This window comes from Flavobacterium sp. N2270, from assembly GCF_025947225.1.
GTDB lineage: Bacteria > Bacteroidota > Bacteroidia > Flavobacteriales > Flavobacteriaceae > Flavobacterium.
Map to the genome: position 1 here is coordinate 2091155 of NZ_CP110005.1, position 16504 is coordinate 2107658.

Below are 16504 nucleotides of genomic sequence, written 5' to 3' on the forward strand. Positions count from 1 at the left end.
TTATGAGTGAAAAACAAGAAAAAGCTACGGCTTATTGGAAGGAAAATCTTCGATACCTTCTAATATTATTGAGTATTTGGTTTGCTGTTTCGTTTGGAGCAGGAATATTATTCAAAGATGTATTAAACGAAATAAAACTTGGAGGTTTTCCTTTAGGATTTTGGTTTGCTCAACAAGGTTCAATTTATGTGTTTGTCGTATTAATTTTTGTCTATGTACGATTGATGAACAAATTAGACAAAAAATACGGATTTGACGAATAATTAATTATAACAAACTAAAATAAAATATCATGGATGTACTTACTTGGACCTACATAATCGTAGGAATTACATTTTCTTTATATATTGGAATTGCAATCTGGTCTCGTGCTGGATCAACCAAAGAATTTTATGTTGCTGGTGGAGGAATTTCGCCTTTAGCTAATGGAATGGCAACCGCTGCCGATTGGATGTCAGCTGCTTCATTTATATCAATGGCCGGAATTATTTCTTTTGCAGGGTATGACGGTGCGGTTTATTTAATGGGGTGGACTGGAGGATATGTGCTTTTAGCATTATTGTTAGCGCCTTATTTAAGAAAATTTGGAAAATTTACAGTACCTGATTTTATAGGTGAGAGATATTACTCAAATACAGCTAGGACTGTTGCTGTAATATGTGCTTTAATTGTTTCATTTACATACGTGGCTGGACAAATGCGAGGAGTTGGACTTGTTTTCTCAAGATTCTTAGAAGTAGATATCAATACAGGTGTTGTAATTGGAATGGTTATCGTTCTTTTTTATGCAGTATTAGGAGGAATGAAAGGTATTACTTATACGCAAGTAGCACAATATTGTGTTTTGATTTTTGCTTTTATGGTTCCTGCAATCTTTATCTCTATTCAAATGACTGGTAATGTTATTCCACAATTAGGAATGGGTGGCACAGTTGTAGGTGATGGAAATGTTTATTTATTAGATAAATTAAACGGGCTTTCAACTGAACTAGGCTTTGCTGAATATACAAATGGTTCAAAATCAATGATTGATGTTTTTGCAATCACTTTAGCTCTAATGGTTGGAACGGCGGGTTTACCTCACGTAATTGTTCGTTTCTTTACGGTTAAAAAAGTTAAAGACGCACGTAAATCGGCAGGATGGGCTTTATTGTTAATTGCTATTTTATATACAACTGCTCCAGCAGTTTCAGTATTTGCAAAAACTAATTTAATTGAAACAATTAGTAATAAAGATTATACTTCAATGCCAGCTTGGTTTACCAACTGGGAAAAAACAGGATTATTAAAATTTGAAGATAAAAACGGGGACGGAAAAATTCAATATTATAATGATAAATCTAAAAACGCTGAATTTATTGCTGCTCAAGATGCTAAAGGTTATAAAGGTAGTGAATTAACTATTGATAATGATATAATGGTATTGGCTAATCCTGAAATTGCTCAGTTGCCAAACTGGATTATTGCCTTAGTTGCTGCAGGAGCTTTAGCTGCGGCATTATCAACTGCTGCAGGTTTATTATTGGTAATTTCGTCGTCAGTTTCTCATGATTTAATTAAAAAAATGGTTAACCCAAATATCTCTGAAAAAGGAGAATTATGGGCTGCACGTGGAGCTGCCGCTGTAGCGGTTATTATAGCAGGTTATTTTGGAATTAACCCTCCAGGATTTGTGGCTGCCGTTGTTGCATTAGCTTTTGGTTTAGCGGCTGCATCTTTCTTCCCAGCTATTATTTTAGGTATTTTTCATAAAAAAATGAATAAAGAAGGAGCAATTGCGGGAATGGTTATTGGTCTCTTATTAATGCTTTTTTATATGTTAAAATTCAAATTTGGAATTTTTGATGGTGGAAAAGAGGCTGTTGAAGGATTAAAAGCAAGTTGGTGGTTTGGAATTTCACCAGAAGGTTTTGGTACTATTGCAATGATTGTTAACTTTATAGTTGCATTTGTTGTAAATAGTTTTACACCTGCACCTCCTCAAGATGTGCAAGAAATAGTAGAAAATATTAGAATTCCTTCAGGAGCAGGAGAAGCTACTGGACACTAATTTTTTAATTATTTTAATTTACTACTCTGCTCTTGTTTTTCGGGAGCAGAGTTTGTATTTTTAAAAAGTTATAATTTTAAGTTAATGAAAAAGAGGCATCAACAAAAACTAGTAGTTTTATCTTTATTATTATTAGTGTTATTTAATTTACCTATTATTTTATTATTTGATAGTTCAGATTCTTTATTTGGGCTACCTATTATTTATGTTTATATTTTTTCTGTTTGGCTTTTTTTAGTGTTAATTTCCTTAATTATTGTAGAACGATATTATGAATAGTGCTTTATTACTTTTAGTATTATTAGTTTATCTAGGTTTTCTTTTTTTTATTGCTCATTGGGCAGAAAAAAAAGACAATATAAAATGGACCAATAATTCTTATATATATTCACTCTCTTTAGCAGTTTATTGCACTGCTTGGACTTACTATGGTAGTATTGGTGTTGCGGCAAATTCAGGATTAAATTATTTACCTATTTATATAGGACCTATAATTATTATTCCTGCATGGATTATTGTTTTAAAAAAAATAATTAGAATTTCAAGAGTAAATAAAATTTCAAGTATTGCCGATTTTATATCATTGCGCTATGGAAATAGTCGATTTTTAGGTGCAATTGTAACTGTAGTTTGTTTAGCTGGAATTTTACCTTATATTGCTTTACAATTAAAAGCAATATCAGAAACTTTTCATATTGTTACAAAAACAAACTCTTCGTCATTAATTTTTAATGATACTACAACTTATGTTGCCATTGCATTAGCATTATTTGCATCTTATTATGGAACTCGTTATGTAGATGCTTCCGAAAAAAGAAAAGGAATTGTAACTGCTGTTGCTATTGAAAGTATTTTAAAGTTAGTTTTCTTTATTGTTGTTGGAGTTTATGTTACTTTTTTTGTTTTTGATGGTTATGATGATATTTACACAAAAGCTTCATTATTAGAAAATTTTGCTGAAAAGAATACAATTGGTGGTTTAGATCAAGGGTTGAATTGGTTTTTTTTAAGCATGGTTTCGCTTTTCGCAATATTTTTATTGCCAAGACAATTCCATATGACTGTTGTTGAGAATAATAGAGAACGTCATTTGAAAACTGCAATTTGGTTGTTCCCTTTATATCTATTGCTTTTTAATTTATTTGTATATCCAATAGCTTGGGGAGGAAATGTTTTGTTTGAAGGGCAAAAAGTAAACGCTGATACTTATTCATTGTTAATTCCTCAATATTTTAATAATACATTTCTAACAGTTTTAGTTTTCCTTGGTGGTTTTTCAGCTGCAATTTCAATGATTGTAGTTTCAAGTATTAGTCTTTCAACAATGTTGAGTAATAACCTTTTGATTCCATATACTTTTTTAGGAAAATTAAAAAATGAAGAACAAATTATTAATAATAAGAAAATTGTTAATATTAGAAAAATCGGAATTTTTTCATTAATTATTGGTGCTTATTTTATATATAGATTTTTTGCATTAGATTATAGCTTAGTGTCAATAGGATTAATTTCATTTGTAATTATTGCACAATTAGCACCTTCATTTTTTGGAGCTATTTTTTGGAGAAGAGGTTCTAGAATGGGCGCTATTTATAGTATTTTAATAGGTTTTTTAGTTTGTGTTTATACATTGTTAATTCCTTATGCAATAGGACTTACAAACAATAACAGTTCATTTATTGCTGAAGGATTTTTGCAAATTGAATTATTAAAACCTTTTCAATTATTTGGTTTAGATTATTTAGAGCCTGTACCTCATGCGTTGTTTTGGAGTTTATTATTCAATACAATTACTTATTTTGCCGTTTCTGTTAGTTTTAAAGGTAATTATCGTGAGAGAAATTATGCAGAAATGTATGTAGACATTGAAAAATACAGTACAAACCATGAGAATGCTTTTGTATGGAAAGGAACAGCCTACACAAGCGATATCGAGAAGGTTTTAGTTCGATTTTTAGGTGAAGAAAGAACCAAAAGAGCCTTAAATATTTTTAATGTAAAATATAATGTCGATAAAAATCAGGAATTAGCCGATGCTAGATTGGTTAAGTTTGCTGAAAATTTATTAACAGGGCATATTGGTACTGCGTCAGCAAGGATATTAATTTCAAGTGTAGTAAAAGAAGAAAAAATTACCTTACCTGAAGTTTTAAAAATATTGGAAGAATCAAAGGAAAATATTATTGTAAACAAAAAACTAACTGAAACATCAAATGAATTAAAGGAAATTACCTTGCAATTACAAAATGCAAACAGTAATTTATTAGTTAAAGACAAACAAAAAGATGAATTTTTAGATACGGTAACTCATGAACTTAGAACGCCAATAACAGCAATTAAAGCCGCAAGTGAAATTTTACATGATGATGAAGATATTCCAGAAGAATTAAAAAAACAATTTCTACAAAATATAATTTCAGAATCTGATCGACTGAATCGTTTAATTGATAAAATATTAGACTTAGAAAAATTTGAAACAGGAAAGCAAACAATAAGTCCAACAAAGAATAATTTAGTTGAAACTATTGAAAAATCAATTGAACCGTTAAATCAACTTATTAAAAATAAGAACATTAGTGTTTTTGTTGAAAGTAAACAAAAAGTAAATGCTTATTTTGATAACGATAGAATTATTCAGGTAATTACTAATTTAATTTCAAATGCAATAAAGTTTTGTCCAGAGAAAGACGGAATAATTATTGTTCAAATTATTGATAAAGGAGATTTTATTCAAACTTCTGTATTTGATAACGGAAAAGGTATTAATCCTAAAGATTTTGATGCTATTTTTGAAAAGTTTTATCAATCAACAAATCAAAATATAAAAAAACCAATTGGTAGCGGTTTAGGATTGGCAATATGCAAACAAATTATTGAACATCATAAAGGTAAAATTTGGGCTCAAACAATAGAAAAAGGGGCCTGTATCATATTTACTTTACCGAAAAATAAAAACATTGAAAATATATAATACATGAAAAAGATATTAATTGTAGATGATGAACCAAATATCGTAATGTCGCTTGAGTATACTTTTAAAAAAAATAATTATGACGTTTTTATTGCTCGAGACGGACAAGAGGCTTTAGATATTTTAAAAACAAATTTTCCTGATGTAATTATTTTAGATGTCATGATGCCTTTAGTAGATGGTTTTGCAACATTAGAACAAATCAAGAAAGATCAAAAATTGAAGCACACTAAAGTTATGTTTCTATCTGCAAAAAATAAAGAAAGTGATATAGAAAAAGGGTTATCATTAGGTGCTGATGCTTATTTAACTAAACCATTTTCAATAAAAAAAGTAGTAGATAAAGTAGCAGAATTACTCTTAGTGTAAAACTATTATATATACCTATTTAGCAATATTGTTATAAAATGTATTGTTTAATTTTTTACATTTACTAAGTATAAAAATTAAATAAATCAGATGAATTATAACGAATTGTATTTAAAAAGTGTTAAATCACCAGAAACTTTTTGGAAAGAACAAGCAAAAACACTAAAATGGTATAAAAAACCAGATTCAATTCTTTCTCAAGGAAATGATAATTACCCTTTGTGGTTTAAAGATGGTGAATTAAATGCATGTTATTTATCTATTGATAAACACATAGAAGATGGTTTTGGTGACCAAATTGCTATAATATATGATTCTCCAGTAACTCAAACTGTTAAAAAGTATACATATAACGATGTAAAAACAGAAGTAGCTAAACTTGCTGGCGGATTATTATCTATAGGTTTAAAAAAAGGAAATACAGCTGTAATTTATATGCCAATGATACCTCAAGCAGCATTTGCAATGTTAGCTTGTGCAAGAATTGGAGTTACACATTCGGTGGTTTTCGGTGGTTTTGCACCCCATGAACTTGCAATTAGAATTGATGATTGTAAACCAAAAGTTATTCTAACAGCTTCTTCAGGAATTGAGATTGATCGATTAATTGCTTACAAACCTTTAGTTGATGAAGCTATACAATTAGCAGAACATAAACCAAAAAAAGTTGTTGTTTTTAATAGAAAATTAGGAGCAAAAGTGCCGTTTAAAAAATATGATATCGATTATGATGCTCTAGTATTCGGTTCTGAGGAAGCCGAATGTATTCCGGTAAATTCAATCCATCCGCTTTATATTTTATATACATCAGGTACAACAGGTAAACCAAAAGGAATTGTTAGAGATACAGGAGGTTATGTAACAGCACTTAAATTTTCAATGCAACATATTTATGATGTAAAAGAAGAAGATGTTTTTTGGGCTGCTTCAGATGTTGGTTGGGTTGTAGGCCATAGTTATATTGTTTATGGGCCTTTAATTAATAGAAGTACAACTATAATTTTTGAAGGTAAACCTATTCGTACGCCAGATGCAAGTACTTTTTGGAGAGTTATCTCAGAACATAAAGTAAATGTTATGTTTACTGCACCAACAGCAATTAGAGCTATAAAAAAAGAGGACCCAAATGGAGAGTTTATTAAACAATTTGATTTATCTTCTCTTAGAATTCAGTTTCTAGCAGGCGAAAGATGTGATGTTGCAACTTTAGAATGGTATAGAGAACATATACCAATTCCTGCAATTGATCATTGGTGGCAAACAGAATCAGGTTGGCCAATGATTGCAAATATGATGGGAGTGGAGTATTTGCCAATTAAACCCGGATCTGCTGGGAAGGCTGTTTCTGGTTATGATATTAGAATTTTTAACGAAAACGGTGAAGAATTACGACCAAATGAAGAAGGTTATGTAGTTATTAAATTACCATTACCTCCAGGAACTTTAATGGATTTATGGAATGATAATGAACGCTTTAAAGCTGGATATTTAAATAAATTCCCTGGATATTATTTTTCAGGTGATGGAGGTTTTAAAGACGATGAAAATTATATCTATATTACAGGTAGAGTAGATGACGTTATAAATGTTGCAGGCCATAGGCTTTCAACTGCCGAAATGGAAGAAATTGTAGCTTCGCACCAATCTGTTGCTGAGTGTGCTGTTATAGGAATTAATGACGAATTAAAAGGACAAATTCCATTAGGATTAGTAGTTTGTAAATCAGGTACTGAAATTGAACATTTTCAATTACAATATGAAATTGTTCAATTAGTTAGAGATCAAATTGGTGCTGTAGCTTCTTTACGAGATATTATTATAGTAGAACGTTTACCAAAAACACGTTCAGGTAAAATTTTGCGAAAAATGATGAGAAGTATTGTAGATGGTGAAACTTTTCAAATTCCTTCAACTATTGATGATGAAAATATTATTGATGAATTAATTGAGTGTTTTAAATCATCGAATATAGGTTCTTACAAATAAATATATACCTATTTAGCAAAAAACATTATATTCTTATAAATAGAATAGTTATCTTTATACTAAACAATTAAACCAAAGCAAAAAAATAAAACTAAAATGAGTTACTATAAAATAAAAGATTTAGAAAATTATTTTAAAATGTATAAAAAATCGGTGAGAGAACCCAGAAAGTTTTGGGATAAAATTGCCGATGAAGAGTTTACATGGTATCAAAAATGGGATAAAACCTTTGAATTTGATATGGAAGAAGCAAAATTTAAATGGTTTTTAAATGCAAAAGTAAACATAACAAAAAACTGTATCGACAGACATCTTAATAAGAGAGGAGATAAAACCGCTATTATTTTTGAGCCTAATGACCCTAAAGAAGAAGCTCAACACATATCTTATAAAGACTTGTATGCAAAAGTTGCTAAAATGGCAAATGTTTTACAAGATCAAGGAATTAAAAAAGGAGATAGAGTTTGTATTTATTTACCCATGATTCCTGATTTAGCAATTTCAGTACTAGCATGTGCAAGAATCGGAGCTATTCACTCTGTAGTTTTTGCAGGCTTTTCTGCTTCAGCTGTAGCTGCAAGAATAAACGATAGTGAATGTAAAATGGTAATTACTTCTGACGGTGGTTTTAGAGGAAATAAAACAATTGATTTAAAAGGAATTGTTGATGAAGCATTAAAAAGTTGTACAACGATAGAAACTGTTTTAGTAGCAAAAAGGACTAATTCAGAAATTTCAATGAAAGAAGGTCGTGATATATGGTTGCAGCCTTTATTAGATAATGCAATTGCCAATCATGTAGCAGCCGTTATGGATGCAGAAGACCCATTATTTATTCTTTATACTTCTGGGTCAACAGGAAAACCAAAAGGGATGGTTCATACAACTGCAGGTTACATGGTAAACACGGCTTATACTTTTAAAAATGTATTTAATTATGAAGAAAACGATGTATATTGGTGTACAGCTGATATAGGTTGGATAACCGGACATTCATATATTTTATACGGACCACTTTTAAATGGGGCAACCACAGTTATTTTTGAAGGAGTGCCTTCATATCCTGATTATAGCCGTTTTTGGAAAGTTATAAACAAACACAAAGTTAGTCAATTCTATACAGCTCCCACAGCAATACGTGCTTTAGCAAAAGAAAATATTGATTATGTTCAAAAATTTAAGTTAGATTCGTTAAAAGTTATTGGTTCTGTTGGTGAACCAATTAATGAAGAAGCTTGGCACTGGTATAATGATCATGTAGGAGGAAAACGTTGTCCATTAGTTGATACTTGGTGGCAAACAGAAACTGGTGCAATAATGATTTCTCCATTACCTTTTGTTACTCCAACAAAACCAACATACGCATCATTACCTTTACCAGGTATTCAACCCGTTTTAATGGATGAATTGCGCAATGAAATTGAAGGAAATCAAGTAACAGGAAGTTTGTGTATAAAGTTTCCATGGCCATCAATGGCAAGAACTATTTGGGGCGATCATCAACGATATAAAGAAACTTATTTTACAGCTTATCCAGGTAAATATTTTACGGGTGATGGTGCACTTCGTGACGAAGTAGGTTACTATAGAATTACAGGTAGAGTAGATGATGTAATAATTGTTTCTGGTCATAATTTAGGAACTGCACCAATTGAAGATGCTATTAATGAACACCCAGCAGTTGCTGAGAGTGCAATTGTAGGTTTTCCACATGATGTAAAAGGAAATGCATTATATGGATATGTGATTTTAAAAGAAACAGGTGAAGGTCGTGATAGAGATAATTTAGCAAAAGAAATAAATCAAATGATTTCAGATCAAATTGGGCCAATTGCAAAATTAGATAAAATTCAGTTTGTAACTGGTTTACCTAAAACACGATCTGGAAAAATTATGCGTAGAATTTTAAGAAAAATAGCCGAAGGTGATTTCTCTAATTTTGGAGATATTTCAACTTTATTAAATCCTGAAATAGTGGATGAAATTAAGAGTAATAAGCTATAGTTATTGGTTTTTTTGGTTAAATTAGCTGTTTCAGAGATGAAACAGCTTTTTTTATATATCTAATTTGCGTTTCAATTTTAAGAATAATAATGCTGTAATAAAAGAATCACCACTTGCCGTATGCCTGTCCGATTTTCTAATTTTATAAATATCACATAATTCGTCTAAAGAATAATGTTCTTCTTGCGGTAAATACTTCAGTTTTTGATACATAACATCAGTATCCATCACTTGATTTTTTAATTTTCCTACTTCTAATCTATCTAGTGCTTGATTAATCATTTCAATATCAAAAGCTACATGGTGACCAACTAAAGTGGCATTTTTAATAAAATCTAAAAATCTAATAACAGCTTCGGCTTCAACTATTTTTTCTTCTTTTCCTTCTTTTAAAATTCCATGAATGGGTACAGACTCTCGTTTAAAATAATCTTGTATTAAAAAAACTTCCATAAAATCATTTACTACAATTTGGTTGTTTTCAATAGCAACTGCACCAATTGATAGTATTTTATCGGTACTATAATCTAGGCCTGTGGTTTCACAATCAAAAACCACATAACGATTATTTTTATTTTGATGATCATCAAAATAAGCCAAGTAAGTTTCCCAAAATTTAGGATAATCTTTAACTATTTTTTTAAACCAATTAAACGACATATTAAGTAAAATAAGTTAATTGAAATCGGTTTTTTATGATTTCTTGAATATCTGAAATGGGTTGAAAACCATTTTTAAGTTTTACTTTATCTAATTTAGATAACTCATTCAAGTTTAAATATCTACCATCAGATTCATTTTTTAAACCTTCTTCCGTTCTAAATTTTAATAAATCGGCAAAAGTTTCAGCACAAGCTTCATAAGTTGTTGCATTTTGAGGTTCTAATTCGGCAAGTTTAGAATATCTTGAGATTGTATTATTTATATTTTTTATTCCTTTACTTAGAGATAATATTCTTGCTGCATCAATTAAAGGCATTAATGCTCTTCCTTTGATATCAAAATTATCTTTATGCTCTCCATCACTTTCTACTAAAAACTGTCTAAAAAAACCTAAAGGTGGTGGATTTTTTAATGCATCAGCACCTAAAAAGGCAAAAAATAATTGATTATCTAATGTTTCTTCTTGAATTGTTTTTGTTATCTCATCAACTAAAGCTTCATTTCCATAAACAAAATCATAATCAAAGAAAATAGTACACATTAAAATTCCTTTTTCACCAGGAGCATTTATCCATCCTTTAAATTGGTTTTGCCAATCGGTAACAGATTTACACCATAAAGGGTTACTGGCCATCATTTTAGCAGGACAATATTCGTAACCTATCTGATTTAGTATGTCTGTAACATATTCTGATAATTGGAGAAAATATCTTTTAACTGAATCGTATTTTTCTTCTGGAACATCTTCAAAAACTAAAGCATTGTCTTGATCAGTCATTAAAAGTTGTTCTTTTCTGCCTTGACTACCAATGTTTAACCATGCAAATTGAGTTGGAGGAGGAGTTCCTATTTTTTCAATAGTCAATTCAATAGCACGCTTTGTAATTGCTAAATTAATCTCGCCAACAATTGAAGAAATATGATTTATAGGAACATTTTTATCTAATGAATGTTGAATTAAATCGGTTAGTTTCTCTCTAACATCTTTTAAATCAGTTGAGTTTTGTGCTCTTTTTGATTCCTTTAATAATACACCAGGATTATTTGCTTGAGCTACAATGATATCGTGTTCTGTAATTATTCCAGTAATTTCAGAATCGACTGATCCATCCTGAGTTACACATAAATGAGAAACATTATTTTTAAGCATCATAATTTGAGCTTCTGCGATAGATAGATTATCGGCAACAGTAATAACCGGTGACGACATAATTTTATCAATAGTTACATCAATTCCAAATAAACCAGTAGCAATTTTAGCACGTAAATCTTTATCGGTTACAATTCCTATTGGTTTTCTATTATTGTGTATAATAATACTTCCTATTTTACTACTTGCCATAGTTTGCGCAACATATCTAACAATGTCATTTGGTGAAGCTGTAATAGGGTTTGCAGTATATTTTATAGGTTGATAATACTGAATTTCAGCATTTTGGTCGCTATAAATAACATTTTCAGATATTAATTTACCTTTATTATTTTTATCGTAAGGATTTCTTGTATTTGAAGCAAAACTTTCTAATAAAAAGCTTAAAACATTAGAATTTGAAGCTACTAAAGGCTTAAAAGTATCTATCGGAATTGCATAAACAATACTTTCCTCTCGAGCTTTTGCGTTCATTAAATAATTATCCTTTGCAAAAAAAGGGCGCAAACCTAAAATATCACCTTCATCACATTTATCAATAAGTATTTCATCAGCATCTGAAGTTACTGATAATCCAATAGCACCAGAGGCTACTACATAAAAATATTCATGCGTATTTTCGTTAATTTTAAAAAGTGTTTCATTTTTTTCTAAATAAATAACTCTAACACTTTTTGCAATATTCAATAAATTCACATATTCTATACTAGAAAAAGGGTGGTATTGTTTTAGAAAGTCTGTAATTCTTTCTGCAATTGGATTTTTCATAATGAGACAAGATATTCAACGAAATTACAAATTCTTTTTCATATATTTAAAAATATTCTATTTTACATAATGTATATTATAGTTCAAAAATAAAATATAAAAAATAGGTTAAAAAAAGGTTGTATAAAAAAGTAATTAGCTCTAATTTTGTATTCCTTATAAATAAAGCCTTATGGAAAATAGATATGCACTAAAATTAATTGAAAAGATTCAAAAAAATTTGATTAAAAATGAATTTGAAGTTGAATCAATAGTTACTGATTTAAAAAAAGTTAGAGAGTATTCTTTAGAAGAACAAAATCCTATAGTTACTAAAGCTCTTCGTTTAGCATATGAACATTTAGAAAACAATAATGCTTTTTTTATAGGTATTCCAGATGATGAACCTCTTGATGAAGAAACTGAAACAACTACAATTATTTCTAAAGAAAATGATTTAGAGAGTTTTGAGTACTTTTTATCGTTATTAACTGATTTATCTAAGAAAAATAATTTATTAGATTTAAAAGAATATAATAATGCATTTATAGCATTTTAATTATGTTCTATTTTACATAATATAAATCGGTACCATGTACCGATTTTTTTATATATACTTTAACGTATTTATAATAGTTTACCCCTTAATTTTGTATTGCAAATTTACCCAAATGGAAAAACCTAAAAAATCAAGATTTAAACTTTTACACCAGTATTATAAATATACAGGTTTCTATCGCTTTATTTGGACAAATACTAAAAAGGCAATCATTCCTTTAGTTATTGTAATAGCCATTTTGCTTTATATTAATTATAAAGTAATGAGTATAAATGAAATGATGGCTTATATAACTCAGAATTTTAGTGATTTATCTATATTTTCGGTATTTTTTGTTTCTGAAAGTTTTCTTGGATTATTACCTCCAGATATTTTTATTGCTTGGACAAAAAGTACTTCATCACCTCTACTCTATTTATCTATTTTAGCTATTCTTTCTTATTTTGGTGGTGTAATAGCTTATTTTATGGGAAGGAGTTTATTGCTTATTCCTTTAATTAATGAGTATTTTGAAGGCAAAATGTCTAAACATATAAAAAATATGCAAAAATGGGGTGGTTTTTTAATTGCTGTAGGGGCTTTACTTCCCTTACCTTTTGCAATGGCTTGTTTAGCAGCTGGAATGATTAACTTTTCTAAAAAACACTTTTTCTTATTTGCATCTCTTCGTGTATTTCGTTTTGTTATATATGGATTTGCTATTTATTCTGCTTTATCATGATAAAATTTTTTAAAATTATTGCAATCTTAGAAGGATTTTCTTATCTTTTTTTATTTGCTAACATGTTTATTACAAAAAATATAAATTTAGATTTGTATAAAACAATATTATTCCCATTAGGTATGGCTCATGGGGTTTTATTTATTGCATATTTAATTTTAGCTTTATTAGTTAAATTTAAAATTAAATGGACCGTTAATACATTCTTAATTGTATGTATTGCCTCTTTAATACCATTTGCAACTTTTTATGTAGAAAAAAAATACTTAAAAGATATAAATTAAAATAAATGAAAATAAATGAAAATATTTAATTGGGCATATTCTATTTTAAAAGATTTAAACTTTAGTGATGATATAGCTTCATATATTAATCTCACGATAAATATTGTCCTATTAATAGTTATTGCATATATTTTAGATATTATTTGTAAAAAAATATTAATTATTATTCTTGCAATTGTTGCAGCAAGAACAAAATCTTCTTTTGATGACTTTTTAGTTGCAAATAAAACGGCTAAATATGTTGCACATTTAATTCCTCTATTATTTGTATATAAAACGGTACCAGTAATTTTAAAACAATTTACCTATTGGGAAGATTTTTTTGAAAAAGGTATTAAAACATACATTATATTATTATCGCTTTGGATTACACGAAGTATTTTTAATGCTTTACGTGATTATTTAAAACATAAACCTAGATTTAGTGATAAACCAATTGATAGTTATATTCAAGTAATTATGATTATGCTTTGGATACTTGGTGTTGTTTCATTTATTACGATATTATTTGATATTAATAAGAATACTTTCCTAGCTACTTTTGGATCTATTTCAGCAATTATTATTTTAGTTTTTAGAGACACAATACTTGGTTTTGTTGCAAGTATTTCAGTTTCTGTAAATGATATGGTTCGTATTGGTGATTGGATTACTATGGAGAAATTTGGTGCCGATGGAGATGTAATAGAAATTAATTTAGCTACTGTTAAGGTTAGAAATTTTGACAATACAACCACAACAATTCCAACATATAGTTTAATTTCTGATTCTTTCAAAAATTGGCAGGGAATGCAAATTTCAGATGGAAGAAGAATTAAACGTCATATTCTACTAAAACCTAGTTCTGTTCGTTTTATAAAAGATCAAGAACTTGATAGTTTTAAAAAAATTCAATTTTTGACTTCATATATTGAACATAGAAAGGCAGAAATTGATAATTATAATCAAGTAAATGAATTTGATAAGTCAAATATATTAAATGGAAGAAACTTAACTAATTTAGGTTTATTTAGAAAATATATAACACAATATATTCAGTTTCATACCGGAATTAATAACGATATGTTATTGATGGTTCGTCATTTACAGCCTACTGAAAAAGGAATTCCACTAGAAATATATTGTTTTTCTAAAGATAAAACTTGGGAAAATTATGAACATATAATGGCTGATATTTTTGATCATATACTTGCTTCAGTTCAATATTTTGATTTAGAAGTTTTTGAATTAGCAAACACTACATTAGATTAAAAAATTAACATTTCGTTATTAATAACTTAATAAATATCCTTCAGTTTACTGAAGGATATTTTTTATCTTTAATAAACAAATTAAAACTGTTTCTATGAAAACTAAAGATGAATCTATATTAGAAATAAGAGGAAATTCTATTGGTACAATTACTGAAAGCTCTAGTTTAGAAGAAAAATTTCAAAACCAAACCTTGCGTCCTATTCTAAAATTTCAAAATGATTTATTTATTGAAGTTTTTAAAAATTATGCAACTAAGCAAAAAAGTGTTTTTTTTACACTTTCTCCTGAAAAGAAAATGAATTATATTGAGAATGCAATTCAACGTGACATTAAGTTTAGAAATTCTTTAAAAGGTATTGTTATGGGAATGTTTACAATTATCGAATACAAAGAATACATTCAAAACTCATCAAATATTAACAAAAGAATGATGAACTTATTAATTGAACGATTAAAAAGTCAAATTCAATTGTTTGAAGAATAATAAAACATGATTGAATTAGAATTAAATTTATTAGAAGAAAAAATATATAACATTTGTAATTTAAAAATTTCAAATGTTATTCATCAAATTGAAAGTAAAGAATATTTTGCTTGTTCATTTTATTTAAATGAAAACAAGATTATTTTTAGAAAAGGTAAAATTACTCCCAAAAAAACAGGCCAATTTGTTGCATTTTGGAAAAGAAGTGATTTAGGGCCAATTGAACCTTATTTTGAACACGATGATTTCGATTTTTTTATAGTTAACTGTTCTTCAGAAGATAATTTTGGTCAATTTATATTTCCAAAAAAAATATTAACTCAAAAAGGTATTATCTCTACAGATAATAAAGAAGGAAAACGTGCATTTAGAGTTTATCCTACTTGGGAAAAAACAACAAACAAACAAGCTGAAAAAACACAATCTTGGCAAAAAGATTATTTTGTATTATTTACCAACAATATAGATTTTAAGCTTGTAAAGAGATTGTATCTTAAATAATACTTTCTCCATTTAAATTAGTCGTTAAAACATCGCTCATGTAGTTAAAAAATGGTCTCATTGCTTTAAATGATTCTAAAACTTCAACTTCAAAATTTGGTGATAAAACTTCTTTATCTGTAAATTTTCTAACGACTAAAAATTGTTTTTTACGAATCAAATCAATATTTGGATGCGTTTTATCAAAATCTCTTGGAGCTGTTTTTAATTCTTCACCCTCAAGTATACCAAAATACTTTTTAAATGAAGCATGCTTAATAATTTCACGCAATTCAGAGGCATCAAGTGCAATTTCTTTTCTTATACGCAATAAATCATCTTTATTGGGCTCCCAAAAACCACCACCTACAAAACTTGCACCTGGTTCAATGTGTAAATAATAGCCACCACGAAGCATTGGCTTTGTTCTAGAAAAACCAACACTAAAATGATTTTTATAAGGTAATTTATTTTTAGAAAAACGAACATCTCTATATATTCTAAAAATTTGAATTCGCTCAATACTATCTATTTTACCTAGTGATTTCCCTATTTCATTAAAAAACTCTTTTACTTTTTGATGTTCATTATCAAATTTTTTCTTGTTTTCAGTAAACCATTCTCGGTTATTATTTTCTTTTAATAGTGAAAGGAATTCTAGATTACTTTTTGATAGCATTTTTTTATTTAAAGATACAAAAGTTTAAGAATAGTATTGTGTTTTTTTAAAATATGAAATAAATAATTTATCAAAATATACAGATTATCAGTAAAATATATTT

16 protein-coding genes are annotated in these 16504 nt (G+C 28.4%); 13 read left to right on the top strand and 3 right to left on the bottom strand.

All coding sequences use genetic code 11. The features are described 5' to 3' along the window. Positions 1–2: 2 nt before the first annotated feature. The 7 genes from OLM55_RS09710 (at position 3) to acs (ending at position 9380) form a co-directional block, all read left to right on the top strand. A complete protein-coding gene (locus OLM55_RS09710) occupies positions 3–263 on the top strand; it encodes a DUF4212 domain-containing protein (RefSeq protein WP_264558704.1) in 261 nt (86 codons plus the stop codon). A 29-nt stretch (positions 264–292) separates the two neighbouring features. Continuing rightward, positions 293–2050, top strand: a complete 1758-nt coding sequence (locus OLM55_RS09715; protein ID WP_264558705.1) for a sodium:solute symporter family protein — start codon at positions 293–295, stop codon at positions 2048–2050. A gap of 84 nt (positions 2051–2134) precedes the next feature. Next, complete coding sequence (locus OLM55_RS09720) at positions 2135–2329, top strand: hypothetical protein (RefSeq protein WP_264558706.1); 195 nt, start codon at positions 2135–2137, stop codon at positions 2327–2329. After that, on the top strand, positions 2322–5021 hold the full coding sequence (locus OLM55_RS09725) for an ATP-binding protein (RefSeq protein ID WP_264558707.1): 2700 nt from the start codon (positions 2322–2324) through the stop codon (positions 5019–5021). Before OLM55_RS09720 ends, OLM55_RS09725 begins: the two co-directional genes overlap by 8 nt. A gap of 3 nt (positions 5022–5024) precedes the next feature. Further along, the gene (locus OLM55_RS09730; protein WP_264558708.1) at positions 5025–5390 is read left to right on the top strand and encodes a response regulator transcription factor; all 366 of its coding nucleotides are present in this window, start codon (positions 5025–5027) and stop codon (positions 5388–5390) included. Between the two features lie 90 nt (positions 5391–5480). Further along, positions 5481–7376, top strand: coding sequence for an acetate--CoA ligase (locus OLM55_RS09735; RefSeq protein WP_264558709.1), 1896 nt, complete (start codon positions 5481–5483; stop codon positions 7374–7376). A 96-nt stretch (positions 7377–7472) separates the two neighbouring features. After that, positions 7473–9380, top strand: coding sequence for an acetate--CoA ligase (acs, locus tag OLM55_RS09740; RefSeq protein ID WP_264558710.1), 1908 nt, complete (start codon positions 7473–7475; stop codon positions 9378–9380). A 51-nt stretch (positions 9381–9431) separates the two neighbouring features. Here the strand turns inward: acs and OLM55_RS09745 are convergent, their stop codons facing one another. Both OLM55_RS09745 and OLM55_RS09750 read right to left on the bottom strand, forming a co-directional pair. Next, positions 9432–10040, bottom strand: coding sequence for a PolC-type DNA polymerase III (locus OLM55_RS09745; protein ID WP_264558711.1), 609 nt, complete (start codon positions 10038–10040; stop codon positions 9432–9434). 1 nt (position 10041) lies between these two features. Continuing rightward, entirely contained in the window at positions 10042–11961 is a 1920-nt protein-coding gene (locus OLM55_RS09750) for a DUF294 nucleotidyltransferase-like domain-containing protein (RefSeq protein ID WP_264558712.1), read from the bottom strand. Positions 11962–12133: 172 nt separating this feature from the next. Here OLM55_RS09750 and OLM55_RS09755 point away from each other — a divergent pair, with 172 nt between their 5' ends. The 6 genes from OLM55_RS09755 (at position 12134) to OLM55_RS09780 (ending at position 15743) form a co-directional block, all read left to right on the top strand. Continuing rightward, the gene (locus OLM55_RS09755) at positions 12134–12499 is read left to right on the top strand and encodes a hypothetical protein (protein WP_264558713.1); all 366 of its coding nucleotides are present in this window, start codon (positions 12134–12136) and stop codon (positions 12497–12499) included. A 112-nt stretch (positions 12500–12611) separates the two neighbouring features. Next, positions 12612–13220, top strand: coding sequence for a YqaA family protein (locus OLM55_RS09760; protein ID WP_264558714.1), 609 nt, complete (start codon positions 12612–12614; stop codon positions 13218–13220). Further along, positions 13217–13504: a DUF3817 domain-containing protein gene (locus OLM55_RS09765; protein WP_264558715.1), complete on the top strand. Its 288-nt coding sequence runs from the start codon at positions 13217–13219 to the stop codon at positions 13502–13504. The genes OLM55_RS09760 and OLM55_RS09765 overlap by 4 nt, the downstream gene beginning before the upstream one ends. Before the next feature lie 15 nt (positions 13505–13519). Then, the gene (locus OLM55_RS09770; RefSeq protein WP_264558716.1) at positions 13520–14755 is read left to right on the top strand and encodes a mechanosensitive ion channel family protein; all 1236 of its coding nucleotides are present in this window, start codon (positions 13520–13522) and stop codon (positions 14753–14755) included. Between the two features lie 94 nt (positions 14756–14849). Beyond that, complete coding sequence (locus OLM55_RS09775) at positions 14850–15242, top strand: glyoxalase (RefSeq protein WP_264558717.1); 393 nt, start codon at positions 14850–14852, stop codon at positions 15240–15242. Between the two features lie 6 nt (positions 15243–15248). Further along, a complete protein-coding gene (locus OLM55_RS09780; protein WP_264558718.1) occupies positions 15249–15743 on the top strand; it encodes a MepB family protein in 495 nt (164 codons plus the stop codon). On the opposite strand, the gene OLM55_RS09785 is transcribed toward OLM55_RS09780, so the two are convergent. Beyond that, positions 15736–16401, bottom strand: coding sequence for a DUF2461 domain-containing protein (locus OLM55_RS09785; protein ID WP_264558719.1), 666 nt, complete (start codon positions 16399–16401; stop codon positions 15736–15738). The genes OLM55_RS09780 and OLM55_RS09785 overlap by 8 nt on opposite strands. Between the last annotated feature and the right edge of the window lie 103 nt (positions 16402–16504).

Excerpts from the sequence above, each read along its gene's own strand:
- OLM55_RS09710 (WP_264558704.1), top strand. The coding sequence starts at position 3 with ATGAGTGAAAAACAAGAAAAAGCTACGGCTTATTGGAAGGAAAATCTT.
- OLM55_RS09715 (WP_264558705.1), top strand. The coding sequence starts at position 293 with ATGGATGTACTTACTTGGACCTACATAATCGTAGGAATTACATTTTCT.
- OLM55_RS09720 (WP_264558706.1), top strand. The coding sequence starts at position 2,135 with ATGAAAAAGAGGCATCAACAAAAACTAGTAGTTTTATCTTTATTATTA.
- OLM55_RS09725 (WP_264558707.1), top strand. The coding sequence starts at position 2,322 with ATGAATAGTGCTTTATTACTTTTAGTATTATTAGTTTATCTAGGTTTT.
- OLM55_RS09730 (WP_264558708.1), top strand. The coding sequence starts at position 5,025 with ATGAAAAAGATATTAATTGTAGATGATGAACCAAATATCGTAATGTCG.
- OLM55_RS09735 (WP_264558709.1), top strand. The coding sequence starts at position 5,481 with ATGAATTATAACGAATTGTATTTAAAAAGTGTTAAATCACCAGAAACT.
- acs (WP_264558710.1), top strand. The coding sequence starts at position 7,473 with ATGAGTTACTATAAAATAAAAGATTTAGAAAATTATTTTAAAATGTAT.
- OLM55_RS09745 (WP_264558711.1), bottom strand. The coding sequence starts at position 10,040 with ATGTCGTTTAATTGGTTTAAAAAAATAGTTAAAGATTATCCTAAATTT.
- OLM55_RS09750 (WP_264558712.1), bottom strand. The coding sequence starts at position 11,961 with ATGAAAAATCCAATTGCAGAAAGAATTACAGACTTTCTAAAACAATAC.
- OLM55_RS09755 (WP_264558713.1), top strand. The coding sequence starts at position 12,134 with ATGGAAAATAGATATGCACTAAAATTAATTGAAAAGATTCAAAAAAAT.
- OLM55_RS09760 (WP_264558714.1), top strand. The coding sequence starts at position 12,612 with ATGGAAAAACCTAAAAAATCAAGATTTAAACTTTTACACCAGTATTAT.
- OLM55_RS09765 (WP_264558715.1), top strand. The coding sequence starts at position 13,217 with ATGATAAAATTTTTTAAAATTATTGCAATCTTAGAAGGATTTTCTTAT.
- OLM55_RS09770 (WP_264558716.1), top strand. The coding sequence starts at position 13,520 with ATGAAAATATTTAATTGGGCATATTCTATTTTAAAAGATTTAAACTTT.
- OLM55_RS09775 (WP_264558717.1), top strand. The coding sequence starts at position 14,850 with ATGAAAACTAAAGATGAATCTATATTAGAAATAAGAGGAAATTCTATT.
- OLM55_RS09780 (WP_264558718.1), top strand. The coding sequence starts at position 15,249 with ATGATTGAATTAGAATTAAATTTATTAGAAGAAAAAATATATAACATT.
- OLM55_RS09785 (WP_264558719.1), bottom strand. The coding sequence starts at position 16,401 with ATGCTATCAAAAAGTAATCTAGAATTCCTTTCACTATTAAAAGAAAAT.